24 protein-coding genes and 1 riboswitch are annotated in these 22066 nt (G+C 63.1%); of the genes, 11 read left to right on the forward strand and 13 right to left on the reverse strand.

What is annotated here, in order from left to right:
• Positions 1–60: 60 nt before the first annotated feature.
• From PQR08_RS11595 to PQR08_RS11605, 3 genes are all read right to left on the reverse strand, one after another.
• The gene (locus PQR08_RS11595; protein WP_035506417.1) at positions 61–564 is read right to left on the reverse strand and encodes a hypothetical protein; all 504 of its coding nucleotides are present in this window, start codon (positions 562–564) and stop codon (positions 61–63) included.
• Between the two features lie 75 nt (positions 565–639).
• The gene (locus PQR08_RS11600; protein ID WP_035506415.1) at positions 640–852 is read right to left on the reverse strand and encodes a hypothetical protein; all 213 of its coding nucleotides are present in this window, start codon (positions 850–852) and stop codon (positions 640–642) included.
• Between the two features lie 109 nt (positions 853–961).
• Positions 962–1246, reverse strand: a complete 285-nt coding sequence (locus PQR08_RS11605) for a hypothetical protein (protein ID WP_035506565.1) — start codon at positions 1244–1246, stop codon at positions 962–964.
• 181 nt (positions 1247–1427) lie between these two features.
• On the opposite strand from PQR08_RS11605, the gene PQR08_RS11610 reads away from it, so the two are divergent.
• From PQR08_RS11610 to PQR08_RS11620, 3 genes are all read left to right on the forward strand, one after another.
• A complete protein-coding gene (locus PQR08_RS11610) occupies positions 1428–1784 on the forward strand; it encodes a hypothetical protein (protein ID WP_187608985.1) in 357 nt (118 codons plus the stop codon).
• A 36-nt stretch (positions 1785–1820) separates the two neighbouring features.
• Positions 1821–2621: a phosphodiesterase gene (locus tag PQR08_RS11615; protein WP_250483382.1), complete on the forward strand. Its 801-nt coding sequence runs from the start codon at positions 1821–1823 to the stop codon at positions 2619–2621.
• A 65-nt stretch (positions 2622–2686) separates the two neighbouring features.
• Positions 2687–3883 (forward strand): MFS transporter, encoded by a 1197-nt coding sequence (locus tag PQR08_RS11620; RefSeq protein WP_250483381.1) that lies wholly within the window; start codon positions 2687–2689, stop codon positions 3881–3883.
• Between the two features lie 5 nt (positions 3884–3888).
• On the opposite strand, the gene PQR08_RS11625 is transcribed toward PQR08_RS11620, so the two are convergent.
• The 5 genes from PQR08_RS11625 to PQR08_RS11645 all read right to left on the reverse strand — a co-directional run bounded on the left by PQR08_RS11625 (position 3889) and on the right by PQR08_RS11645 (position 6267).
• Positions 3889–4329, reverse strand: a complete 441-nt coding sequence (locus PQR08_RS11625) for a response regulator (protein ID WP_238210270.1) — start codon at positions 4327–4329, stop codon at positions 3889–3891.
• 44 nt (positions 4330–4373) lie between these two features.
• A complete protein-coding gene (locus PQR08_RS11630) occupies positions 4374–5006 on the reverse strand; it encodes a response regulator (RefSeq protein WP_187608981.1) in 633 nt (210 codons plus the stop codon).
• 97 nt (positions 5007–5103) lie between these two features.
• Entirely contained in the window at positions 5104–5679 is a 576-nt protein-coding gene (locus PQR08_RS11635) for a ferritin-like domain-containing protein (RefSeq protein ID WP_035506403.1), read from the reverse strand.
• 195 nt (positions 5680–5874) lie between these two features.
• On the reverse strand, positions 5875–6036 hold the full coding sequence (locus PQR08_RS11640) for a DUF1328 family protein (protein ID WP_016344888.1): 162 nt from the start codon (positions 6034–6036) through the stop codon (positions 5875–5877).
• 54 nt (positions 6037–6090) lie between these two features.
• On the reverse strand, positions 6091–6267 hold the full coding sequence (locus PQR08_RS11645) for a DUF1328 domain-containing protein (protein WP_008350561.1): 177 nt from the start codon (positions 6265–6267) through the stop codon (positions 6091–6093).
• A 219-nt stretch (positions 6268–6486) separates the two neighbouring features.
• Here PQR08_RS11645 and PQR08_RS11650 point away from each other — a divergent pair, with 219 nt between their 5' ends.
• Together PQR08_RS11650 and PQR08_RS11655 are read left to right on the forward strand one after the other, a co-directional pair.
• Positions 6487–7926, forward strand: coding sequence for a sensor histidine kinase (locus PQR08_RS11650; protein WP_408161306.1), 1440 nt, complete (start codon positions 6487–6489; stop codon positions 7924–7926).
• A gap of 185 nt (positions 7927–8111) precedes the next feature.
• Positions 8112–8246 (forward strand): entericidin A/B family lipoprotein, encoded by a 135-nt coding sequence (locus PQR08_RS11655; protein WP_016344885.1) that lies wholly within the window; start codon positions 8112–8114, stop codon positions 8244–8246.
• 183 nt (positions 8247–8429) lie between these two features.
• Here PQR08_RS11655 and PQR08_RS11660 read toward each other — a convergent pair whose 3' ends face one another.
• Positions 8430–9212, reverse strand: coding sequence for a DUF4397 domain-containing protein (locus PQR08_RS11660; RefSeq protein ID WP_187608979.1), 783 nt, complete (start codon positions 9210–9212; stop codon positions 8430–8432).
• Between the two features lie 390 nt (positions 9213–9602).
• Here PQR08_RS11660 and PQR08_RS11665 point away from each other — a divergent pair, with 390 nt between their 5' ends.
• On the forward strand, positions 9603–11129 hold the full coding sequence (locus PQR08_RS11665; RefSeq protein ID WP_284508929.1) for a tetratricopeptide repeat protein: 1527 nt from the start codon (positions 9603–9605) through the stop codon (positions 11127–11129).
• 100 nt (positions 11130–11229) lie between these two features.
• On the opposite strand, the gene PQR08_RS11670 is transcribed toward PQR08_RS11665, so the two are convergent.
• From PQR08_RS11670 to PQR08_RS11680, 3 genes are all read right to left on the reverse strand, one after another.
• The gene (locus PQR08_RS11670) at positions 11230–12657 is read right to left on the reverse strand and encodes a YadA family autotransporter adhesin (protein ID WP_250483378.1); all 1428 of its coding nucleotides are present in this window, start codon (positions 12655–12657) and stop codon (positions 11230–11232) included.
• A 302-nt stretch (positions 12658–12959) separates the two neighbouring features.
• Positions 12960–13214 (reverse strand): hypothetical protein, encoded by a 255-nt coding sequence (locus PQR08_RS11675; RefSeq protein WP_408161307.1) that lies wholly within the window; start codon positions 13212–13214, stop codon positions 12960–12962.
• A 73-nt stretch (positions 13215–13287) separates the two neighbouring features.
• Positions 13288–14229: an EamA family transporter gene (locus tag PQR08_RS11680; RefSeq protein WP_238210265.1), complete on the reverse strand. Its 942-nt coding sequence runs from the start codon at positions 14227–14229 to the stop codon at positions 13288–13290.
• A gap of 244 nt (positions 14230–14473) precedes the next feature.
• Positions 14474–14615: riboswitch (TPP riboswitch) on the forward strand.
• A 146-nt stretch (positions 14616–14761) separates the two neighbouring features.
• On the opposite strand from PQR08_RS11680, the gene thiC reads away from it, so the two are divergent.
• The 5 genes from thiC to PQR08_RS11705 all read left to right on the forward strand — a co-directional run bounded on the left by thiC (position 14762) and on the right by PQR08_RS11705 (position 21177).
• Complete coding sequence (gene thiC, locus PQR08_RS11685; protein WP_238210264.1) at positions 14762–16693, forward strand: phosphomethylpyrimidine synthase ThiC; 1932 nt, start codon at positions 14762–14764, stop codon at positions 16691–16693.
• Positions 16694–16987: 294 nt separating this feature from the next.
• Positions 16988–17167, forward strand: a complete 180-nt coding sequence (locus tag PQR08_RS11690) for a YMGG-like glycine zipper-containing protein (RefSeq protein ID WP_371881107.1) — start codon at positions 16988–16990, stop codon at positions 17165–17167.
• A gap of 209 nt (positions 17168–17376) precedes the next feature.
• Positions 17377–17877 (forward strand): hypothetical protein, encoded by a 501-nt coding sequence (locus PQR08_RS11695; protein ID WP_250483376.1) that lies wholly within the window; start codon positions 17377–17379, stop codon positions 17875–17877.
• Between the two features lie 650 nt (positions 17878–18527).
• Positions 18528–20129, forward strand: coding sequence for an L-lactate permease (locus PQR08_RS11700; RefSeq protein WP_187608971.1), 1602 nt, complete (start codon positions 18528–18530; stop codon positions 20127–20129).
• Positions 20130–20244: 115 nt separating this feature from the next.
• The gene (locus PQR08_RS11705) at positions 20245–21177 is read left to right on the forward strand and encodes a DMT family transporter (protein ID WP_250483375.1); all 933 of its coding nucleotides are present in this window, start codon (positions 20245–20247) and stop codon (positions 21175–21177) included.
• A 467-nt stretch (positions 21178–21644) separates the two neighbouring features.
• On the opposite strand, the gene arfB is transcribed toward PQR08_RS11705, so the two are convergent.
• The gene (gene arfB, locus PQR08_RS11710; RefSeq protein ID WP_238210258.1) at positions 21645–22058 is read right to left on the reverse strand and encodes an alternative ribosome rescue aminoacyl-tRNA hydrolase ArfB; all 414 of its coding nucleotides are present in this window, start codon (positions 22056–22058) and stop codon (positions 21645–21647) included.
• Between the last annotated feature and the right edge of the window lie 8 nt (positions 22059–22066).

The following is a 22066-nucleotide window of genomic DNA, read 5'->3' on the forward strand; positions in this document are numbered from 1 at the left end:
GCCGATCTCTGCCATCGGCGTTTCTTCCACGTTTTTTCAGGCTGCGCCCTAATTTCCCCCTCAATCGTTCAGCGGCATCCCGCCAACCAGCGCCACGCCGTTGGCCACCTGCCTCCCGACCGCATCCGCGACTTCCTGGATGCTGCGATAGCCCGTCGGCATCCAGTGCAGCCACGTGTCCTCCTGAACGTCGAAGCTGGCGTCACCCACGGTCACCGTTCCCGACACCCACTCCGCACCATCGAGGAAATTGAAGGCGATACGCGCCGCGTCGGACTTCGATCGAACGCTGGTGATGCGGATCCTGACCGGCACTCCGTTCGGATCGATTCGAAGTCCGAGATGAGCGGCGCGCATCGCGAATGCGGACATCATCGCGCTGCGAACCCACGGCGTGAGAAGAACACCGTTACTGTCGATCGTCGGGGACTGGATGCCATCGACGATTCGCTGCCTCGTCTGGACGCTGCCCGCGCTGGAAGATGGAATATCCGGTACTGTCGTCAGGCATCCGGAGAGAAACAAGGACAACGCGACTGCGCTTGCAAGGGATTTCAGTGCCATTCGTGGATCAGGTTTTCGGTAAAGGATTGGGTCACCGTAATAACGACCCGCCTTCCGAAATCTTGAACGACACCCTCACACCGCATTCAACAACCGCTCCGCGTCCCGCACCGCATCGAACAGCGCCTCGATCGCCGTATCGCGATCAAGCAGGCACACGTGTTCGATATCGAACGGCAACGCATCCACGCCGATGAACCGCACCGTTCCGCCGAAGCAGTCGCGCGTCTTGCCGCCGCGCACCGACGCGATGTAGTTCGGGGTAATGTAGAGCGCAACGGGCGTCATGGCAACCTCGGCGATGGTCCGGTCGATGAACCAGAGTCTAGCGATGCCCGCCGTCGCGCTGCACCCGCCTGACGCAGGGAACGCTTCCCTTCCTTCGTGGCCCTCGCCGCTACACCGCGTGCCCCAGCACACGCGCGACGTAATGCCGTCCCCACGCCTCACCATGCGCGATCGCCTCGGCGACCGTCTCGAAAGGACCGTGATCGCCCGTCATTTCGCCCGAGTCGTCGGCGAGTGTCGATCCGTGCACAGGTTTGCGGTCGAGCCGCGTGACGCGCACGCGAATCGCGTAACCCTCGGACGGAGCCGCCTCCTCGTCGCCGTCAGCTTCGATCGGCCTGGATACGGCCTGCATGGCGAGCAGGTAATCGCCTACTTCGATGTCCTTCTGCATGGCGGTGGTCTCCATCGGTGCGCAACGCGCGGTCGAATGACAGAGCCGATTGTGCTACCGCATCGCGCGAGAAAACAAGCGCCCGGCCAAACCCTCGCGGGGCGCGCATGATATAAAGTTTCGCCCCGTCCTCTTTCCGCTCCGAGCCCCTCGCGGCATCGGGCACCGACAGAATTCATCGATGAACCATCGCACCCGCCATCTGCCGCTCGTTTTGCTCACGATTCCGCTCGCTTTTCTCGCCGGCTGCACGTCCTATTACAAGAACGTCGAAGCCTGCAAGGACAAGGTACGCGCGGATTATCCCGACGCCGCGAGCGCGCCGCTGAAAATCACCGGCTCCGGCGCGAGTTATCATGGCTCGCGGGTGGTCGTGCACGGCACGATCCAGAATCCGCCGAAGCCGCCGGCCACCAAGGCGGCGCAGGTGCCCGCGGCTGCCGAATGCACGTTCAGCGAAACGTCGATGACCGGCTTCCAGTGGCTCGTTCCCGCGAAGCTCGCGCCGAAGCCGCCCGTCGCCGCATCCGACGATTAAGCCTCTAAACCGCCCGCGACGAGGAGATTCACGCGCATGCTGCTCGCCCAGATCAGCGATCTGCACATCACGGCGCGGGGCACGCTCGCCTACGGCCGCGTCGATACCGCCGCTTTCCTCGCCCGCGCGATCGGCCTGCTCAACGCGCTCGATCCCCGCCCCGACGCCGTGCTCGTTACGGGCGATCTCGTCGATGCGGGCGGCATCGACGAATACCGGCATCTGCGCACGCTCCTCGACACGCTCGCGATGCCGTGGCATGTGATCGTCGGCAATCACGACGACCGCGCGAACCTGCGCACGGTATTCGGCGATCGCCCCGAACTCGCGGGCCACGACGGCTTCGTGCAGTACGCATTCGATGTCGGCAATGTCCGCGTGCTCGCGCTCGACACACTTGATCCCGGTTCAGGCGGCGGACGTCTGTGCGCCGCGCGCCTCGCCTGGCTCGAAGCGCAGCTCGACGCCTGCCGCGACCGGCCCGTCGTCATCGGCATGCATCACCCGCCGATCGCGTGCGGCATCGGCTTCATGGACGAAATCCGCCTCGCACCGGACGACAGCCGCGCACTCGATGCGCTCGTGCGCCGCCATTCGAACGTCGAGCGCATCGTGTGCGGTCATGTGCATCGGGCCATCGGCGCGCGGTTCGGCGGCACGCTCGTCTGGTGCGCGCCGTCGACCGCGCATCAGGTGGCGCTGCAACTGAAACCCGACGGCCCCGAGGCGTTCGTCATGGAGCCGCCCGCGTTCGGGCTGCATCTGTGGCGCGCCGATCTCGGCCTCGTCACGCATTGCATGAGCGTCGATCAGGGCGGCGGCCCGCAGCCTTTCTAACGGCGCCCTGCGGCGCCCGCGCGTCTTCAGTATGATCAGCGGCTGGTCTTCATCGGCTTCGGTTCATGCCCAATTCGCCGCAATCGAATCCTCCGGCGCGCCATCCGCACTATTCGCGCGCCACGCTGTGGCTGCTCGCGACCATCGCGGGCGTCTCGGTCGCGAACATCTATTTCAATCAGCCGCTGCTCGGCGATTTCCGCGCGAGCTTTCCCGGCGACGCCCGGCTGATCGGCGCGGTGCCCGCCTCGACGCAGCTCGGCTACGCGCTCGGCATGCTCGTGCTCGCGCCGCTCGGCGACCGCTTCGACCGGCGTCTTTTGATCCTGCTGCAACTCGCGGCGCTCGGCGTATCGCTCGTGGCCGCGGCGAGCGCGCCGACGCTCGCCGTTCTGATCGCGGCGAGTCTCGCGATCGGCATCGTATCGACGATCGCGCAGCAAGCCGTGCCCTTCGCCGCCGAACTCGCGCCCGCCGCCGAACGCGGCCACGCCGTCGGCACGGTGATGAGCGGGCTCTTGCTCGGCATCCTGCTCGCGCGCACGGTGTCGGGCTTCGTCGCGCAGTACTTCGGCTGGCGGGCCGTCTTCGGCGCCTCCGTGCTCGCGACGATCGCGCTGGCGGTCGTCGTGATCGCGCGGTTGCCGAAGAGCCGTCCGACCTCGACGCTCACCTACGGCAAACTGCTCGGCTCGATGTGGCATCTCGCGGCCGAAAACCGCGCGCTGCGCGAGGCGTCGTTCACCGGCGGCGCGCTCTTCGCCGCGTTCAGCATCTTCTGGTCGGTGCTCACGCTGCTGCTCGCGGGCGAGCCGTTTCATATGGGTCCGCAGGCGGCGGGGCTTTTCGGCATCGTCGGTGCGGCAGGCGCGCTCGCCGCACCGCTCGCCGGAAAATCCGCCGACAAGCGCGGCCCGCGCGCCGTCATCTCGCTGTGCATCGGGCTCGTCGCGCTGTCGTTCGTGGTGTTCGCGTTCTCGGCGAAGAGCATCGCGGGGCTCGTCGTCGGCGTGATCGTGCTCGATGTCGGCGTGCAGGCCGCGCAGATTTCGAACCAGTCGCGCATTTACGCGCTCAAGCCCGAGGCGCGCAGCCGCGTGAACACGGTCTACATGGTCGCTTACTTCATCGGCGGGGCGCTGGGATCAGCGGTCGCGTCGCTCGCGTGGCAGGCGATGGGCTGGACGGGCGTCTGTCTCGCCGGTCTCGCGGCGACGGGTCTCGCGGGCTTCAGCCACTGGCGCGGGCGCGATAAGCGATAGCGGATTCAGGTGCGCTCGCGTGCGTAGTCGCACAACGCGTCGAGCACGCGATCGAATTCGAGCGACTTGTCGAAGAAGTGACGCACGCCGTATTGCAGGCAACGCTCGCGATACGTCGGCAGCGCGTGATTCGTGAGCACCGCGACGAACGCGCCCGGCGAGCGCGCCGCGCCGCATTCCTCGAGCCACGCGAGCACGTCGATGCCCGAGCCGCGCTTCAGTTGCAAGTCGACGATCACCGCGTCGAACGCCTGCGCCGACAGCAGCGCGATCGCATCGTCCGGCGCATCGGCGAACGCGCTCACGCGCCACGGCCCGAGCGCATCGATCGCCTCGGTCAGGCTGCGGCGGATCAGCGGCGAGTCCTCGATCAACAGCACCGCGAGCGGCGTGCGCCGCGCGCCCGGCTGCCCGCTTCGGTCGTCAGTGGTGATGTGATTGCCCACGTCGGGCGCCCTCCGGCAGTGCTCGCGGATCAAACCATGCGCCGCTATTCGATCAGGCCATTCTTGATCGCGTAATACGTGAGATCGGCGTTATTGGAAAGCCGCATTTTTTCGAGCACGCGCGCGCGATACGTGCTCACCGTCTTCACCGAAAGATGCAGTTCCTGCGCGATTTCCGTCGGAATCCGTCCGCCCGCGAGCTTGCAGAAAATCTGGAACTCGCGCTCCGACAGCAGTTCGTGCGGCCGTTCGGCGGCGGGCTTGTCGAGCTTGTCGGCAAGCGCATCCGCGATGAACTCGGACAGATATCGATGTCCGCGCGCCACGGTACGGATCGCGCGCACGATCTCGTCAGGCGCGGCGTCCTTGTTCAGATAGCCGTTCGCGCCCGCCTTCAGCAGGTTGATCGCGTACTGGCTCTCCGGAAAACCCGAGAGCATCAGCACGCCCTGCTCCGGGCGGATCTGCTTGATCACGCGCAAGGTGTCGACGCCGTTCTTGTCCGGCATCGCGATGTCGAGCAGCACGACATCGAACGCCTGTGCGCGCACGAGCGCGATGGCTTCGTCGCCGGTTGCGGCTTCGCCCGCGACTTCCATGTCGGGCTCGTCCACGACGAACTGCCTGAATCCGCTGCGCACGATCGCGTGGTCGTCGGCTATCAAGACTCGAATCATTCGCGTCGTCCGCGCTGCCGGACGCTCTTGTAGTAGTTGATCGGTCATTTCATGCATACGGCCGGATACGCCTGCAGCGTCTCCGGCCGCGTCGCCCTTAGCCGTTACGGCCTTCCAGCAGATCCGCCATGTCGTCGGCGTGTTCTTCCTCGACGGCCAGAATGTCCTCGAAGATGCGGCGCGTCGTGACGTCCTTGTCGCCGAGATAGCGGATGATCTCGCGGTACGTATCGATCGCGATGCGCTCGGCGATCAGATTCTCGCGGATCATGTCGATCAGATCCTTGCCTTCGTTGTACTCGGAATGCGAGCGCGACGACAGGCCGTCGGGCGCGAAATTCGGTGCGCCGCCCAGTTGCACGATGCGTTCGGCGAGCGTGTCGGCGTGCTCCTGTTCCTCGTTCGCGTGCTCCAGGAACTCCTGAGCGACGGCTTCCGAGTGAATGCCCTTCGCCATGAAGTAATGACGCTTGTAGCGCAGCGTGCAGACGATTTCGGTGGCGAGCGAGTCGTTGAGCAGCTTCAGGACCGTCTCGCGGTCGGCGCCGTAACCCTCCGTCACCGCGCCTTCGTCCATGTGCTGACGCGCATCGGCGCGAATTTTCTCGACATCGAGGACAAAAGCGCCCGAGGACTGGTTCGACTCGGCTTTTACAGCAGACGATTTGGACATTTGGTTCGCTCCTCTGTACGGGGTGAGATGACTGTTCGCTGGAGCAGGCCCTCGCAAATGCCGCGTGCATAGAACCCTGCTATCCAATCAGAGGCTCCGATGCATGCACCATGCCTGCCCCTCGAAAAAGCCGCGCGACGGTCATAAGTCCCGCGCGCGGCTTGATGGCTCATGGCTTTCGCCCTGATGCGGGCGTCATGTGCGGAACACGCCAAGCAGCAAGGTGACCACGAACACGACGAGAAAAATGAAGAAAAGAATCTTCGCGATTTCCGCCGCGCCGGCCGCGATGCCCGTGAAGCCAAACACGGCGGCGATGATGGCGATGACGAAGAAGACAGCGGCGTAGTGAAGCATGTGAGCTCCTTCCTAAGTAGTTGAGAACGGTCTGGCGAGCGGACGCAAGCGCCGCTAATCGATGGCTTTTTTCGTGACGACGAAGCCCAGCACCAGGAACACGACGCACAGGATCAGGAAGAGCACGAACAGGAACTTGGCGATGGCCGCGGCGCCCGCAGCCACGCCCGTAAAGCCCAGCACCCCGGCGATCACGGCCACGATCGCGAAAAACAAGGCCCACTTCAGCATGATCGTTCCCCGTAAAGAATGAATGACGGAACCATGCTAGCCATGCCCGCCGCGCGGCGCATTCGGGCAGGCTCCTTTTTTGCTGTGGGAATCCACCGACACCCGCTTTCAAATCGGCTGCCTTAAGTGAAACGCCGCACCACCGACACCATGAGCCACGTACCGCGAGCCGCGATCCTGCCCGACGACCCGCCCCTCTTCGCAGCCGACGAGCCCGCCATGCCGAAAGCGTCCACGCCGCCCGCGCCGGCCGGCATCGCGCGCCGCGCGGCGCGTTTGAACGACTGGATGCGCCGCTACAGCTGGGCGGTCGCGATGACGGTCGCGATCGTCATCACCGTGGGCGGCTTGATCATTCTGGAATCGGGACGGATGCGCATCGCGTCGGAATATGAAACCGCGCTCGAAGCGAAGGGCGCGACCGCGCAGCTTTCGATGCTCGCCGCCGATATCGCCACGCTCACCGCCGACGAGCGCGGCTTCGCGCTGAAGGCGGACGATGCGTTTCCGGCGCACTTCAGGGAAACGGCGGCGCGCGTGCGGCGCACGCTAGCGTGGCTCGATGCGTACTACCGACGCATCGGCGACGACACCGCGCTCGCGAGCTTCGCGCAGATCCGCGCCGCCGCCGACGATGAAATCGCGCAAGGCACGGTGCGCTTCGCCGACCGGCCGGCCGACGCCGCCACACGCAATCGCACGCTGGCGCCGCCGCCCGACACGAGCGCGACGCTCGACGCGGCGCTATCGCTCCTGCGACTGAACGAGGAACAACGCGCGCAGCACGCGCTCGATGCGAGCCGCGCCGATCAGCGCATCTCGACGCTTTGTGTCGGCGCACTGTGCGCGCTCAACATCGTGTTGTTCATCCTGCTCTTTCGCAATCTGGGCATCCAGCTCGACAAGCAGGCGCGCGTGCAGAAGGCGCTCATTACGCAGCAGGAAGAGCTCGATCAGCTCGTGTTCGCGCGCACGCGCCAGCTCGAAGCGCTCGCCTGGCACTTGCAATCGGTCAGCGAAAACGAGAAGACGGAGCTTGCGCGCGAACTGCACGACGAGCTCGGCTCGATCCTCACCGCGAGCAAGATGGATGTCGCGTGGGTGCGCGGCAAGCTCAAGAACACGGAACCCGCGATGGCCGAGAAACTCGCGCGCGCGCTCGGCAATCTGGATCAGGGCATCGCGCTGAAGCGACGCATCATCGAGGACATGCGGCCGACCGTGCTCGCCAGTTTCGGTCTCGTGACCGCGCTGCGCTCGCTTGCCGACGAAGCCGCGCAACGCAACGGCTGGAGCGTCGAGTTCGATCTGCCGGGCGACGACGTGAAGCTCGGCGAGGCGATCGAGATCGCGCTCTTTCGCGTCGCGCAGGAGACGCTGACCAACGCGGCGAAGTACGCGCACGCGAGCCGCATCCGCGTGACGCTCGACGTCGATGAAGAGAACGTGTCGCTCTCGATCATCGATGACGGCATCGGCATCCGGCCGCAGGATCTCAAGCGCACCCAGACGCATGGGCTCGTCGGCATGCGCCAGCGCGTCTCGGCGCGCGGCGGGCGCTTCGAGATCGAGCGCGCGTCGCCGCATGGCACGTCGATCAGCGTGTCGATGCCGCGCGAGCGCAGTGTCGATGCGCCCATCGTCGCGCCTTCCGCGTAGGACGATGCCGACATCGAATGCAGACGCCGCCGACAGCAAAATCGCAGCCGTGCCTACAGCCTGAGACCGACCGATTTTTTTATGATTGTTCACACCGGTATGCGGGGCGTCGAAGAGGTCCGTCACCAGACAATGATGCGCGAACCCGATTCCAGTCACGCATTTCAACTCCAAGGGGAATAAACATGACTCGACTCATCGCTCTACTGCTGATTGCAGGCACGGCGGCTCTCGCGGGCTGCAACACCGTCTCGGGCGCTGGCCAGGACATTTCGAAGGGCGGTCAGGCCATTTCGAATTCCGCCGAGGAGCACAAGTAACGGGCGACGTGCGCCGCATCGTTGCGGCGCGCGCTCAGGCGTTCCATAGCGTTGATGTAGGACCCTGTCTTCCCGTCACGTTCGCGTGGCGGGATTTTTTTTGCGTCGCTGCGGCGCGCGCCAGATGTGAAAAAACCCGGCCGATGCTGCGCGGCCGGGCTTCGTTGCTTCAGGCGCTCATCCTTATTGCGTGTCGGGCAATTCAAGCGCCGGTTGCTGCGTGTTGCCGCCCTGCGCGACCAGCATACGGATCTTCTCCGGCACGAGTTGCGAGACGGCATTGCCCGAAGGCAGCGTCGTCACGAGCCAGTCCGCGTTGTTGACGAGTGTGAACGAGGCCGATGTGTAGACCGGCGTCTTCGTGCCCGGCAGCGTCGCGATCAACTGGTACGTGCCGCCCGAGACATAGATGGAATCCTGCGTCGTCGCAGGCACGGCGTTCTTGTAGGCGACGCCCGCCATCGTCGGACTGACGCTCGCGATGTTCGTCCCCGGCGCGACGAGATAGATATCGAGGTTCGGCGCGTTCGTCGACGCGTTGAAAGCGCGCACGCGCGCGCTGCTCGACAGCAGGCCCTTGTCGAACGGATCGTCGATCACCGCGATCGACGGCAGGAAGCCCGCGTCCGGCAGCGCGATCACCGTGTACTCATGCCCTTTCGCGGCGTTCGAGATGCTCGTGTCGGTGGCGAGTTGCGTCGTCGTGTTGACGGCCGCGTAGGAGAAGCTGTGCTGGCCCGTGTCGATGTTCGCGAAGTTGGTCACCGCCTTGTAGGCGAGATTCGGCTGCAGGATCTTGGCGTTGTCGTAGAAGTCGACGTTCGGGCCGCTCGGAATCGCGTGAATGAAATGGACCTGCGCCGGCGTGACGCCGATTTCCTTGCCGACATCGTCGGAGCTTCCGCCGCAAGCGGAGAGCAAAGCGGCGACGGCGGCGAGCGCGGCAGCGGTGCGGATGAGCTTCATGGTTCCACCTTTTTCTCTGGTTCTTTTCTATTCGAGTCCGTGGCGCGTGTGCGTGATGCTCGGCCTGAGACTCTCCCTTGTTGACCTTCCCTGCCCGCTTGCGACGAAGTTGATTTCGAAGACTCAGCGGAACGGGCGTTCGCATTGAGCAATCGACGTGCCCCTGATCGGTGCGTGAGCACGTGATTGGGCCGCGAAGCCTTGTGGGATAAGGTTTTGGTTTCGTTAGAGGATTGCTTCGGGAAGGTACGAGCGGCGAGTTCGGCACGACGACACGGCTGCAAATCCCACGATAGAAACACTCAATTTTCCAATCTGGCGAGTGGCAAATCGAAACCGATCGATAGAATCGGTGACGTGGTTCGCAAGACATTCGGAGTCGTTTCAGGGATGCAGGATGATTTTCAGTCGATATATAAGCAGGCGGTCGAATGCTATAACGCTGGCCAATGGCAAGGCGCTGTGTTTTGGAGTGAACGATGTCTGAGCATCGAATCGGATAACGCGGATGTGCTCCATTTGCGTGGTATCACCGCGCTTGCGCTTGACGATGCAAAAGACGCGCAACGCTGGGTTCTGAAAGCAATCGAGCGTTCGCCGAATCCGGTCTTCCTCAATACGCTCAGCGTGATTCAGACGCACCTGGGCGCATTCGCCCGCGCCGCAGAAAGCGCACGAACCGCACTCGGAATCGCAACGCAAGGCCACCCGGACATCGATAGGAGCATCCTGCTCTATAACCTCGGTCGCGCGCTGCAATTGGATTTGCGCTTTGCGGAAGCGGCTGCGATATATCGAGATGTGATCGATCTCAACCCCGGTCATGTCGAGGCGCATAACAATCTCGGTGTGTCCTTAAGATCGCTTGGCCAGCTCGACGCGGCCGTCGAGCAACTCCATCATGCCCTGGCGATCCAACCGGCGAATCCGGTAGCTCATGGCAACCTCGGTCACGCGTTGCTCGCGTCGGGTCGATACAGGGACGCGTGGCCGCATTTCGAACATCGATGGGCTACGTTTCTGGATGAGCGCGGCGATTCGAAGATCAATCCTCCGAATCTGCCGATGCCTCAATGGAAAGGCGAAAGCACGCGAGCAGATCGGGATCGTCTGCTGATACTGCACGAGCACGGGCTGGGTGACACGCTTCACTTCTGCCGGTATATCCCGATGGCGATGGAGCGTTTCTCCCAGGTCGGCTTTGCCGGCCCCGAACCTCTTCGGCGCCTGTTGAGCCGCGCTTTCGGTTCGACGTCATCGAAGTTCGTGTACCTCGATGCGACGCGAGTCGATTTGCGACAGTGGGACATGTACAGCCCGCTGCTGTCACTGCCGATGGCGTTCGACACGGATGCCGACTCCATCCCGGCCGCGGTTCCGTACTTGCACGCGGAACCGCGCGCAGCGCAGCGCTGGTCGAAACGGCTCGCCGGCCTGCAAGACTCGGCACGGCCGCGTATCGGTCTTGCGTGGGCCGGCGGCGGGCTGCTGCCGGGAGTGGATGCGAGACGAAGCATGCCGGTCGACAAAATCGACGCGCTCATATCCTGGCCGCATGCGCTCTGGATCAGTTTGCAGAAGCCAGTGAGCGACGCGAAGAAACTGCAACGGCGGCAGCGCGTGCATATCGTCGACTGGATGAACGAGATCGACGATTTCGCCGATACCGCCGCGCTCGTCGCATCGCTGGATCTCGTGATCTGTGTGGACACATCTATAGCGCATCTCGCCGGCGCAATGGGCAAGCGCGTATGGCTGCTCAATCGACATCAGGGCTGCTGGCGCTGGATGCGCGATCGTGAGGATACGCCGTGGTACCCGAGCATGCGAATCTTCAACCAGAAAACGTGTGGCGACTGGGAAGGAGTGCTGGCACGCGTGCTCGCGGAACTGGAACGGGACGCCTGGCGGTCGTAGTCTCAAATGGCGGACCCGGGCACATCGTTATCGATGTGCCCGGGTCCGAGTGTCATCAGATGGAACTGGCGGAATGCCGCCCGTTCTATCGAACGTGTGCTTACCAGCGGTAGCCCGCCTGAGCCTTGAGGGCGGTCGAACCACCATTTGCCGACGAGACACCGACGCCCAGGTTAAGGTTCATCGTCACCTGATAGGCCGCGGCGACGCCGACTGCGGTCGCGCTGCCGTAGTTGCCGACCGCCACGCCGGCCCACTTCTCGCCCGGGTTCAGCACCGGAATGCTCGGGATGGCCAAGGCCGACGCCGCTGCACGATCAGCGTAGCGTTCCATGTCTCGCCGCGTGCTGGCGATCGCCTGATCCGTATAGGCTTTCTCGCCTGCGACGGCCTGATCGGTGTAGGCGTTCGCTTGCGTGATCTTGTCATTCAACTGATTGACGTTGACCGCATCCGTGCCTTGCGTGCCGGCCGCGACGTTCGTGATCTGACGCTCGCTGCCTGCCGCGCCGACGGACACCGTATTTGCGCGATCCGCGACGGAGTTCGCACCGAGGGCGACCGAATTGTCGGCGCTGGCGTTCGCGTTCGCACCCATGGCGGTGGCGTGCGTGCCCGATGCCGTGGCGGTTTCACCGGCGTCGCCACTCGCTGCGAAGAGCGAGTCGGAGACGGCAGCGCTGACGACCGGAGCTGCGGCGCGCACGGTCGACTGGAGCATCGCGCTCCGGACAAGCCCGTTGCCGCCCTGGAGAGCCAGGATGTCGGCGGTGTTTTGCGCGACAAGTTGGCCTACTGCGTTCAACTGGTTCATGTTGACAGCGTCGTTGCCGTCGATGCCGTCGGCGACGTTGATAATCCGACGCCGGTCGCTCTCGCTGCCGACGCTGAAAACGTTCTCTTGTCCGCCATCGCTGCTGCCATTGCCGATCGCGACAGAGTCAGTACCTGAAGCAACCGCCGTGAAGCCGATCGCGACTGAACTTTCACCACTCGCAGTGGAATAAAAACCCATCGCCGTTGCACGCTCAGCAGACGAGGTCAACACGCCCACGGCAATCGCACCCTTGCCAGCTTTCGTTTGCTCACCAATGGCGATGGCACCTTGAGAAGCTCTCGCGTTTCCGCCGATGGCGACGCCGCTCATTCCGGCCTGCGCGAAATCTCCGATGACAACGGGACCTATCGACGGACCTGGTACATAGTCCCAACCGTCTAACGTAAACGCCCTCGTGTAGTTTCCGATCAAAACGGCTCCCGGACCATCGGCATTAACTTGGTGATCGCCGATCATGGTCGCCAGTGCATCTGTATGGTTGTCGTCGCCATAGATATTCGTACCGTCTCGCGGCACGGGCCCCATCCAAGACTCGCCCAACGTGTTGTTCCAGCCTGTGATCGTCCCGGCCGAAGCACCGGAACCCGCCAGAACGGCCATGCTAATCAACACCCCCGTCATGACCGGCTTAAACCGAATTTGATTACGCTTCATATATAATTCCCCGATAACAAAATATTTGATGTACATCCCTCGCTGCGTTCGAATTCCGGCCAAGGTTCCCGAACGTAGCTTTCTTTTTCGCTCACGCGAAAATCACTTGCAACACGTGTTATCTCGCTGCCCGCAAATTACTGGCATTCCGCCGTATCACGGATAACGAGACATCAGAATCGCTTTGTTTGATGTTTTCAGGCGTTCGAAGAGTCGTTTATGACGAACGTCCACCGTAACAATCAGTAATATGATTGTTTGCGGACAGCATTATAGTCAGACGATTGAAGGCACTGTTGATTGCACCGCTTTTTGACAAATCACAGTGAGTTAGGCCGTCAACTCTTTGCGTCGCTGAGAAAGGGGCTGAAATCGGAAGGCGTGTTTAGCGTTGTGCCGTCGACCAGTTCGTCGTCACTGGCTCTTCCATGACGCTCCATGACCTTGATGAAGATGTCCTGTTCGCCGCCATTCGCGTGAATAGTCGACTTGCCCGACATCTCGCTGACCGTCTGCGCGACTTCTTCCAAGAACCGGGCATTTTCCCGCGTGTTACCAAATCCCGTGACACTCGGATTGAAATGCCAGGGCAAGTGCGAAGACAGGTCGTTTCACTCTGCCGGCTTCAGGCGCGAAAGCCGTTTCGCGTCAATTCACAACCAGCGCTTAAGCCAATCCCCGCCGCCGATAATCAAACCAGAACGAAAGCCCGACCGAAAGCAAAATCACGACCGTCGCGATAACAGTCCATTGCGTGATGATTTCCCCGAGCAGCAACGCCCCCAGCAATACCGCAACGACCGGATTCACATAAAGACAACTCGTCGCGACAATCGTGCTCGTATTCCGAATCAAAAAGTTATACGCGACATACGCCGCCATTGATCCGATCACCACGAGATAAATAAACGAAAATCCCGCGCCGACGCTCATATGCGTCACCCGCTCGCCCGCCGCCAGCGCGATACCCGTCGCGATCAATCCGCCGAGCCCGATTTGCAAAGCCGTCGACATCAGCAGATCCGAAGGCTGCGGCAGACGCGTCGCCAGATGCGCGCCGCCCGCCCAAAAAATCGCGGCGCACAGAATCGCCAATGTGCCGACGGTCGAACTAGGAGAAGGATCGCCGTGATTCAGCAGCACGATGCCGATGAGACCCAGCGCCACCGCGAACCATTCACCCCTGGCGACCCCGCGCCCGCTCAACGCGGTGAAGATCGTCGCGAAGAGCGGCACGGTGGCCACCATCACCGCAGCCGTGCCGGTTCCCACCGTGCGCATGCCGTAGGCCATCATCCCGCTCGACAAACCCTCCAGCAATGTGCCGACGATCGCCGCATTGCGCACTTCCCGCGCGCTGGGCCACACCGCCTTGCGATGCACGGCGATCACGAAGAGCCCGACACCAGCGCACAGGTTGCGCAAACCGCCGAGCATGAGCGGCGGAAACGACTCGAGCGACAAATGAATCCCGAGATACGTCGAGCCCCACACGAGATAAACGACGGCCAGCGCAAGCGCGACCTGCCCTTTGAACGAGCGCGGCGCGCGAAACGGAAAACGGTCGGGGAAACTGAACGGCAGACGCGGCGGCGGCAAAGCGGACATGCATTACTCCGCGACGGCTGCGCGCCGGATAACTGCAAAAGGAACAGGGAAATACGCTGCGGCGACTACCAGACTGAACGGCATGACGGGACGAAAGAAGTGCGATTGCGCGAGGAGAGACCGCGCGATCCTCGGGAAAACCCCGATAATCCGCGGAGCCCGACATTATGCAGTAAGCACGGAACGCGTTTGCACAACTTTACGAATGGTTGCCAAGACGCCACGCCGCGGTGTAACGTGTCGGCTGCTAACGCGGGGGTCCTGCGTTGCACATCGCGATCTCGATCGGTTTTATCGACGAAATCGCTTCGTGTGGCGTGGGTGAGAAATACCCTTTGAACCTGATCTGGATAATGCCAGCGCAGGGAAGCGTTCGGGTTCCATGGTTTGCAGCATCCAGCCACTTCTTCCGGACCCGTACCTTTCCATCTCGTTCCTCCCTGTTTAGCTCCTGAATCAGCCGAGCTCGACTGCGTTCGTGTGTGCGTCGTCGTGCTTCGGCAATAAACCATCCCTACAGGAGAGACAGCACATGAATGCCAACCCGAAGTTCCTGTCCGAGAATGCCGTCGTCGATGCCGCCGCCATCGCGCCGCTGCCGAACTCGCGCAAGGTCTACGTAACCGGCTCGACGCCCGACATCCGCGTGCCGATGCGCGAAATCACCCAATCGGACACCCCCGACGGCTTCGGGGCAGAGAAGAACCCGCCGGTGTACGTGTACGACACATCCGGTCCGTACACCGATCCCGACGCGAACATCGACATCCGCGCGGGTCTGCCCGCCGTGCGCGCGCAATGGATTGAAGCACGAGGCGACACCGAACAGCTCGACGGACTGTCGAGCGAATTCGGCCGCGAGCGTGCCGCCGATCCGAAGACGGCCGAACTGCGCTTCCCCGACCTGCATCGTCATCCGCGCCGCGCGCTGGCCGGGAAGAACGTCTCGCAAATGCACTACGCGCGGCAAGGCATCATCACGCCCGAGATGGAGTACATCGCGATCCGCGAAAACCAGCGGCGCGCCGAATATCTCGAAAGCCTGAAGCAGAGCGGCCCGAATGGCGAAAAGCTCGCCGCGATGATGGGTCGCCAGCATCCGGGCCAGGCCTTCGGCGCGGCGGCGTTCGGCAAGGACGCGGCAAAGGAAATCACGCCCGAGTTCGTGCGCGAAGAAGTGGCGCGCGGCCGCGCGATCATCCCCGCGAACATCAATCACCCGGAAAGCGAGCCGATGATCATCGGCCGCAACTTCCTCGTGAAGATCAACGCGAACATCGGCAATTCGGCGGTGACCTCCTCCATCGGCGAGGAAGTCGACAAGATGACCTGGGCGATCCGCTGGGGCGGCGACACGGTCATGGATCTCTCGACGGGCAAGCACATCCACGAAACGCGCGAGTGGATCATCCGCAATTCGCCGGTGCCGATCGGCACGGTGCCGATCTATCAGGCGCTCGAAAAGGTCAACGGCAAGGCCGAGGACCTGACGTGGGAAATCTTCCGCGACACGCTCATCGAGCAGGCGGAACAGGGTGTCGATTACTTCACGATTCACGCGGGCGTGCGCCTGCAATACGTGCCGCTGACCGCCAATCGCATGACCGGCATCGTGTCGCGCGGCGGCTCGATCATGGCGAAGTGGTGCCTCGCGCATCACAAGGAAAGCTTCATCTACGAGCACTTCGAAGACATCTGCGAAATCATGAAGCAATACGATGTCTCGTTCTCGCTCGGCGATGGTCTGCGCCCCGGCTCCATCTACGACGCCAACGACGAAGCGCAGCTCGGCGAACTCAAGACGCTAGGCGAACTCACGCAGATCGCGTGGAAGCACGACGTGCAGGTGATGATCGAAGGCCCCGGCCACGTGCCGATGCAGCTCATCAAGGAGAACATGGACCTGCAACTGGAATGGTGCGACGAAGCGCCGTTCTACACGCTCGGGCCGCTCACGACGGACATCGCGCCGGGCTACGACCACATCACGTCGGGCATCGGCGCCGCGATGATCGGCTGGTTCGGCACCGCGATGCTCTGCTACGTCACGCCGAAGGAGCACCTCGGCCTGCCGAACAAGGACGACGTCAAGGTAGGCATCATCACCTACAAGCTGGCGGCGCACGCGGCGGATCTGGCGAAGGGTCATCCGGGCGCGCAGGTTCGCGACAACGCGTTGTCGAAAGCGCGCTTCGAGTTCCGCTGGGAGGACCAGTTCAACCTCGGCCTCGATCCCGACAAGGCGCGCGAATTCCACGACGAAACCCTGCCGAAGGATTCGGCCAAGGTCGCGCACTTCTGCTCGATGTGCGGCCCGCATTTCTGCTCGATGAAAATCACGCAGGACGTCCGCGATTTCGCCGCGAAGCAAGGCGTGAGCGAAAACGAAGCGCTCGCGAAGGGCATGGAGACGAAGGCGATCGAGTTCGTCAAGAAGGGCTCGGAAATCTACCAGCCGACTTGATGCTTGTTTTTGGCTGACAACGGCCTGTCGCACAGCGCGTGCGGCAGGCCGTTTTTTTATCGGAATCGGGCGCAAAGCCTTGTCGCGTCTGAATGAGCGATCAATCTGACGATTCGGGCACTTTTCCTGCTGAAAAAGCGAACGAACCGGCGAAAACATGGCGGCCCTTGTTGGTCGACGCCGAAAACGGTCACTGCGCGGCTCGCGTAGCCGCGTGTGAACCGGAGCCGATTCATCTCATCATCGAATTGGAGAGTCGACATGAAAAACATCAAACAGATCGGCGCCGCTGCAATGGTCATCGCGTTTCTGGGAGGATTGACCGCTTGCAGCGACATGACCACGCGTCAACGGGATACCGCGATCGGCGCAGGCGTGGGCGCGGCCGGCGGAGCGGTGATCGGCGGCAGCGCACTTTCGACGTTGGGCGGCGCTGCGGTCGGCGGCGTCATCGGCAATCAGGTCGGCAAGTAAGGAGGTGGCCGTTTTAGGCGGCGAAGCGTTGCGCTTCGCCGCGTCAAACCGATTCGCTGTTTCATGTTTGTTACAGAAAGGCGCTTTGGTAATGCTTTGTCACATGACATCGGACGCTTGCGCGCCATCGTTCGTCTAAGCTGTTTCTAACGGACCGTTCGATTTTCATCGAGAAGAGTCCGGCAAGCCGTAGCGCAAGGAGCAGCATCATGATTTCCGCCTTTATTCCCGGACCCAGAACGGCCGCCGCCGCGCTCGCCGCCGGGCTGCTTCTCAGCGGGTGCTATTACCCTTACGGGTATCCGGCTTATCCACCCTATCCCGTCACGAGTGCGACCTACGCGCAGCGTGAGTTCGTCGTTCCCGCATCGGGAGCGGCGGTAGCGGCCTCGCCTGCCACGCTGCCGCCGCAGTACGAGTACGCCGTCGGCTCGCCCTATTCCGACTACTACCAGACCTATCCGTACCCTTATCCGTATCCGTACTATCCGTATGCGGGATATCCGGCGTATTACGGCTATGGATATGGCTACGGCTATCCGGCGGTCTCGATCGGCTTCGGCTACTGGGGCGGCGGCGGTTGCTGCTGGGGTCACGGATGGCACGGCGGCGGCTGGCACGGCAACGGCGGATGGCACGGCGGCGGAGGCGGCTGGCACGGTGGCGGCAGCAGCTGGCACGGTGGCGGGGGCGGCGGCCACGGACACTGAGCGCCGTGTCGCGATCGCGTCGGATGACACAGAAAAGCCGTCCGGCGCACGCCTGCGTAACAAAGCTGCAACATTTTCTGATCGACTCGCGCACTTACGCACACATTACGCAACTGTGCGCTGAGACACTTTCCTTATCCGACAAGGCTTCGACACAATTCGCCAGACGATTGGCACAGTTCTGGCTACATAGCTCCCCTATTCGACACGTCGCAACGGCGACCCAGGTAGCAAACCTCGCGCGCATCGCTGGCGCACTTTCCGTATCGGGGGATCGGACATGATGGCCTTTATGTTTTTCCTGCTGTGGATGCTCGCCTCGCTCGGCCTTTTGACCGTGTGGGTGTTCCGCCAGACGCCATCTGTCCGCCATGACGAACGCGCGCCGGACGCGGTCGCCAAAGGCTGACGCTCTCCACTTCCGCGCAACTCCCGCATCGACGACGCGCCCGCAAGCGCGCGTCCCGTCACGCCGATGCCGCAATGGGCGGGCATTCACGCCTTGACGCAGGCCGTTCGCGCCCTATTCTTAGTGTGCGCGTTATGCGTTTGCTTAAGCCCGCGGCCGGCTCCTGCTAAACATCGAACTCCACGCGCATCGCGGCTTCGCTTCGCGCCGCTTCGGCTCATGACAAAGAGAAGGAGACCCGATGTTCCACCAGCTACTCACCCCGATCGCCAATTCCCTGTTCGCATCGTTCATCGTCGCCGCGCTGCCGATCATCCTCGTGCTCGTGCTGCTGGGCTGGGCGCGCCGCCCCGCGTGGCAGGCATCGCTCGCGGGCTTGATTCTCGCGCTCGTCATCGCCGTGGCGGGCTGGCATTTCCCGGTCGCGCTCGCGCTCGATTCGGTCGCGGCCGGCGCCGTGTTCGCGCTGTGGCCGGTCATGTGGATCGTCTTCGCCGCGATCCTGCTCTACAACGTCGCGCAACGCTCGGGGCGTTTCGAGGCGTTCCGCCTGTGGATGGTCGATAACCTCCCGAACGACCGGCGCATCGTGCTCGTCGTGATCGGCTTCTCGTTCGGCGCGCTCCTCGAAGGGATCTCGGGTTTCGGCACGCCGATCGCGATCACGAGTTCGCTCTTGATCCTGCTCGGTTTCCCGACGCTCGAAGCGCTTACCTTCACACTGATCTTCAACACGGCGCCGGTCGCCTTCGGCGCGCTCGGCGTGCCGATCACCGTGCTCGGCGCGGTCACACACCTGCCGACCGATGCGCTCGCGAAAATGGTCGGCCGCCAGTTGCCGTTCTTCGCGTTCTTCCTGCCGTTTTACGTGATCGGCATTTACGCGGGCTTTCGCAACATGATGCGCGTGTGGCCCGTGCTGCTCGTCTCCGGCGGCGCGTTCGCGCTCACGCAGTTCGTGACGTCGAACTACATCAGCTATGCGCTGACCGACGTGCTTTCGTCGCTCGTCTCGCTGATTCTGACGATCGCGTTCCTGCGCGTGTGGAAGCCCGTCGCCGACGAGCGCTTCGCCGTGAACGTCGAGCGCCTCGGCAACACGGGCGCGACGCTCTCGGGCGGCCACGGCTGGGTGCCGTGGATCGTCGTGTCGGTGGTGGTGATCGTGTGGACGGTGCTCAAGATTTTCCTGATCGGCGACGTCAAGGTGCCGTGGCCAGGTCTCGACAAGGCTGTTTACATTACGCTCTATAACCAGCCGTACGGCGCGATCTGGGACTTCCAGCCGCTCGCGACCGGCACCGCGATCCTGGTGGCGTCGATCATCACGGCGCTGCTCGTGAAGCTGCCCGCGCGCGAGTACGGCGCGGCGATCGCGGACACGTGGGTGCAGACGCGCATCGCGATTCTGACGGTCGCGACGATCGTCGGTCTTGCGTATCTGATGAACTATTCGGGCATGAACTACACGCTGGGTCTGGGCGTGGCGTCGGTCGGGCCGTTCTTCCCGCTCGTGTCCGCGTTCCTCGGCTGGGTGGCCGTGTTCCTCTCCGGCAGCGACACGTCGGGTAACGCGCTCTTCGGCAATCTGCAGGTGGTCGCGGCGAATCAGCTGAACCTGAATCCGGTGCTGATGGCGGCGACCAACTCGTCGGGCGGCGTGATGGGCAAGATGATCTCGCCGCAGAACATCTCGACCGGCGTGGCGACGACCGAGCTCAAAGGGAAGGAAGGTGTCGTGTTCGTGCGCACCTTCAAACATTCGATCCTGCTCACGATCGTGCTCGGCGTGCTCGTGTGGCTGCAGCAGAACGTTCTGACGTGGATGATTCCGCCGCACTGAAAACCCGGCGCGTTTCTCCCGCTTCTTGCGCTTTCGTTCGGCGGGCGTTTTATCGGTACGGGCGCGGTGCTAACATGCGCGGACTTTCAATCAGCATCCCGAAGTCCGCCTCGCCATGTCACCCGCCAATCTGCTGCAACTGATCGTGCTCGCCGCCCTGTGGGGCGCATCGTTTCTCTTTATCCGCGTCGGCGTGGCCGAGTTCGGCGTCGCGCCGCTGATGGCCTTGCGCGTGGGCATCGGCGCGGTGTTTCTGATCGCGATGCTGCTTGCGCGCCGCCCGTTCGCCGCCACCGTCAAGACGCTGCGCACGCGCTGGCTACAGTTGCTCGCCGTCGGCATTCTCAACTCCGCGGCACCGTTCTGTCTTTTCGCGTATGCCGAACTGACGCTTTCGGCCGGCGCGACGTCCGTCATCAACGCGACGACGCCGCTCTTCGGCGCGCTCGTCGCCTTCCTGTGGCTCAGGGACCGCCTGACGACGGCACGCTCGATCGGCATGGCGATCGGCTTCGCGGGCGTGCTCGTGCTGGTGTGGAATCAGATCGCACCGGATCACGGCGGCCATGATGCGGCGCTGCCGGTGCAGGGCATGCTGGCGGCGGCTGCGGCGCTCGCGGCTTCGGCGCTGTACGGCGTCGCGGGCAACTTCGCGAAGAAGTATCTGATGGACGTCGACGCGATGACCAACGCCGCCGGCAGCATGATCGGCGCGACTCTCACGCTCGCGCCGATTGCGTTTTTCACCTGGCCCGCCGTGCCGGTTTCAGCGCATGCGTGGGGCGCGGTGCTCGCGCTCGGCATCGGCTGCACGGGCATCGCGTACTTCATCTATTTCCATCTGGTCGCGGTCGCGGGGCCCGCCCGCGCGATGACCGTCACCTTCGTCATTCCGCTCTTCGGCATTCTTTGGGGCGCGGTGTTTCTCGGCGAACATGTGTCGGTTGCGATGATCGCGGGGTGTGGGATCGTGCTTGCGGGGACTGCGCTTGCTACCGGTGCCGTGAAGCGTGTGCCGTTTGTTGGGCGGCGTAAGCTTGCGCCTTGAGGTTTCGGAGAACTTGTATTCGTGTCGGTCTATTAGCATTGCCCCTGTGCGGGGCGGCAGTCACTTTCTTTGCTGCTGCAAAGAAAGTAACCAAAGAAAGCAGCTCGCTCAGGCCCGCGGTCACACGCACGTTGGCCATGCTTGCCAGCCGCCCTTGGCCCTCGGCTGAGATCGCCGACAAGAGACTCGCGCATTCTGACAAGCTTGTGATTCAAGCGAATTGGTTCAGCACCGAACTGCTCCGGCACAGCTTCCTCCGCTAATCTGGAATGCGAGATAAAAGACGCTTATCTACACGGTCGTCGGCTGTTCGACCACTGGAAGGACACGCATGACCTGGCCTCGGCGCATCACGCACTGATCTATCCAGATCTCGCTGCTTCGATGATCGGCCGCGATGTCCTGAAGTCATACTTTCGCGCCCCACGCATCGATGCGCCCCCGAAGCCGCAACAAGGCTGCCCAACTCAATCCCCCCGCACCGGCCCCCTTCCCGCCTTGATCGCACCGCGCTTCACCTTCCCCTCCACGCGACGCCGTTGCGATGCGCGCGTCGGCTTCGTCGCGATCCGCTTGCGCCGCGTGACGGCGACACTCCGAATGAGCTCATCCAGCCGCGCCAGCGCCGCCGCGCGATTCATGTCCTGCGTGCGATGCTCCTGCGCCTTGATGACGATCACGCCCTCGCGCGTGACGCGGCTGTCGGTGAGCGCGAGCAGGCGATCCTTGATGTGCTCCGGCAGCGACGACGCGCGGATGTCGAAACGCAGATGGATCGCGCTCGACACCTTGTTGACGTTCTGACCGCCCGCGCCTTGCGCGCGCACGGCCGTCAGCTCGATTTCATTCGGCGGCACGGCGAGGCTGTCGGTCATCGTCATCGGTCGGC

Origin of the sequence: Caballeronia jiangsuensis (assembly GCF_046030135.1) — a bacterium.
Taxonomy (GTDB): domain Bacteria; phylum Pseudomonadota; class Gammaproteobacteria; order Burkholderiales; family Burkholderiaceae; genus Caballeronia; species Caballeronia jiangsuensis.

What these genes read in the sequence shown, in the direction of transcription:
- PQR08_RS11635 (WP_035506403.1), bottom strand. Translation starts at nt 5,679, where the DNA reads ATGTCCAAATCGTCTGCTGTAAAAGCCGAGTCGAACCAGTCCTCGGGC.
- PQR08_RS11650 (WP_408161306.1), top strand. Translation starts at nt 6,487, where the DNA reads ATGCCGAAAGCGTCCACGCCGCCCGCGCCGGCCGGCATCGCGCGCCGC.
- PQR08_RS11615 (WP_250483382.1), top strand. Translation starts at nt 1,821, where the DNA reads ATGCTGCTCGCCCAGATCAGCGATCTGCACATCACGGCGCGGGGCACG.
- PQR08_RS11640 (WP_016344888.1), bottom strand. Translation starts at nt 6,036, where the DNA reads ATGCTTCACTACGCCGCTGTCTTCTTCGTCATCGCCATCATCGCCGCC.
- PQR08_RS11655 (WP_016344885.1), top strand. Translation starts at nt 8,112, where the DNA reads ATGACTCGACTCATCGCTCTACTGCTGATTGCAGGCACGGCGGCTCTC.
- PQR08_RS11605 (WP_035506565.1), bottom strand. Translation starts at nt 1,246, where the DNA reads ATGCAGAAGGACATCGAAGTAGGCGATTACCTGCTCGCCATGCAGGCC.
- PQR08_RS11600 (WP_035506415.1), bottom strand. Translation starts at nt 852, where the DNA reads ATGACGCCCGTTGCGCTCTACATTACCCCGAACTACATCGCGTCGGTG.
- PQR08_RS11595 (WP_035506417.1), bottom strand. Translation starts at nt 564, where the DNA reads ATGGCACTGAAATCCCTTGCAAGCGCAGTCGCGTTGTCCTTGTTTCTC.
- PQR08_RS11690 (WP_371881107.1), top strand. Translation starts at nt 16,988, where the DNA reads ATGGTCATCGCGTTTCTGGGAGGATTGACCGCTTGCAGCGACATGACC.
- PQR08_RS11645 (WP_008350561.1), bottom strand. Translation starts at nt 6,267, where the DNA reads ATGCTGAAGTGGGCCTTGTTTTTCGCGATCGTGGCCGTGATCGCCGGG.
- thiC (WP_238210264.1), top strand. Translation starts at nt 14,762, where the DNA reads ATGAATGCCAACCCGAAGTTCCTGTCCGAGAATGCCGTCGTCGATGCC.
- PQR08_RS11665 (WP_284508929.1), top strand. Translation starts at nt 9,603, where the DNA reads ATGCAGGATGATTTTCAGTCGATATATAAGCAGGCGGTCGAATGCTAT.
- PQR08_RS11700 (WP_187608971.1), top strand. Translation starts at nt 18,528, where the DNA reads ATGTTCCACCAGCTACTCACCCCGATCGCCAATTCCCTGTTCGCATCG.
- PQR08_RS11705 (WP_250483375.1), top strand. Translation starts at nt 20,245, where the DNA reads ATGTCACCCGCCAATCTGCTGCAACTGATCGTGCTCGCCGCCCTGTGG.
- PQR08_RS11680 (WP_238210265.1), bottom strand. Translation starts at nt 14,229, where the DNA reads ATGTCCGCTTTGCCGCCGCCGCGTCTGCCGTTCAGTTTCCCCGACCGT.
- PQR08_RS11620 (WP_250483381.1), top strand. Translation starts at nt 2,687, where the DNA reads ATGCCCAATTCGCCGCAATCGAATCCTCCGGCGCGCCATCCGCACTAT.
- PQR08_RS11695 (WP_250483376.1), top strand. Translation starts at nt 17,377, where the DNA reads ATGATTTCCGCCTTTATTCCCGGACCCAGAACGGCCGCCGCCGCGCTC.
- PQR08_RS11670 (WP_250483378.1), bottom strand. Translation starts at nt 12,657, where the DNA reads ATGTACATCAAATATTTTGTTATCGGGGAATTATATATGAAGCGTAAT.
- PQR08_RS11660 (WP_187608979.1), bottom strand. Translation starts at nt 9,212, where the DNA reads ATGAAGCTCATCCGCACCGCTGCCGCGCTCGCCGCCGTCGCCGCTTTG.
- PQR08_RS11610 (WP_187608985.1), top strand. Translation starts at nt 1,428, where the DNA reads ATGAACCATCGCACCCGCCATCTGCCGCTCGTTTTGCTCACGATTCCG.
- PQR08_RS11630 (WP_187608981.1), bottom strand. Translation starts at nt 5,006, where the DNA reads ATGATTCGAGTCTTGATAGCCGACGACCACGCGATCGTGCGCAGCGGA.
- arfB (WP_238210258.1), bottom strand. Translation starts at nt 22,058, where the DNA reads ATGACGATGACCGACAGCCTCGCCGTGCCGCCGAATGAAATCGAGCTG.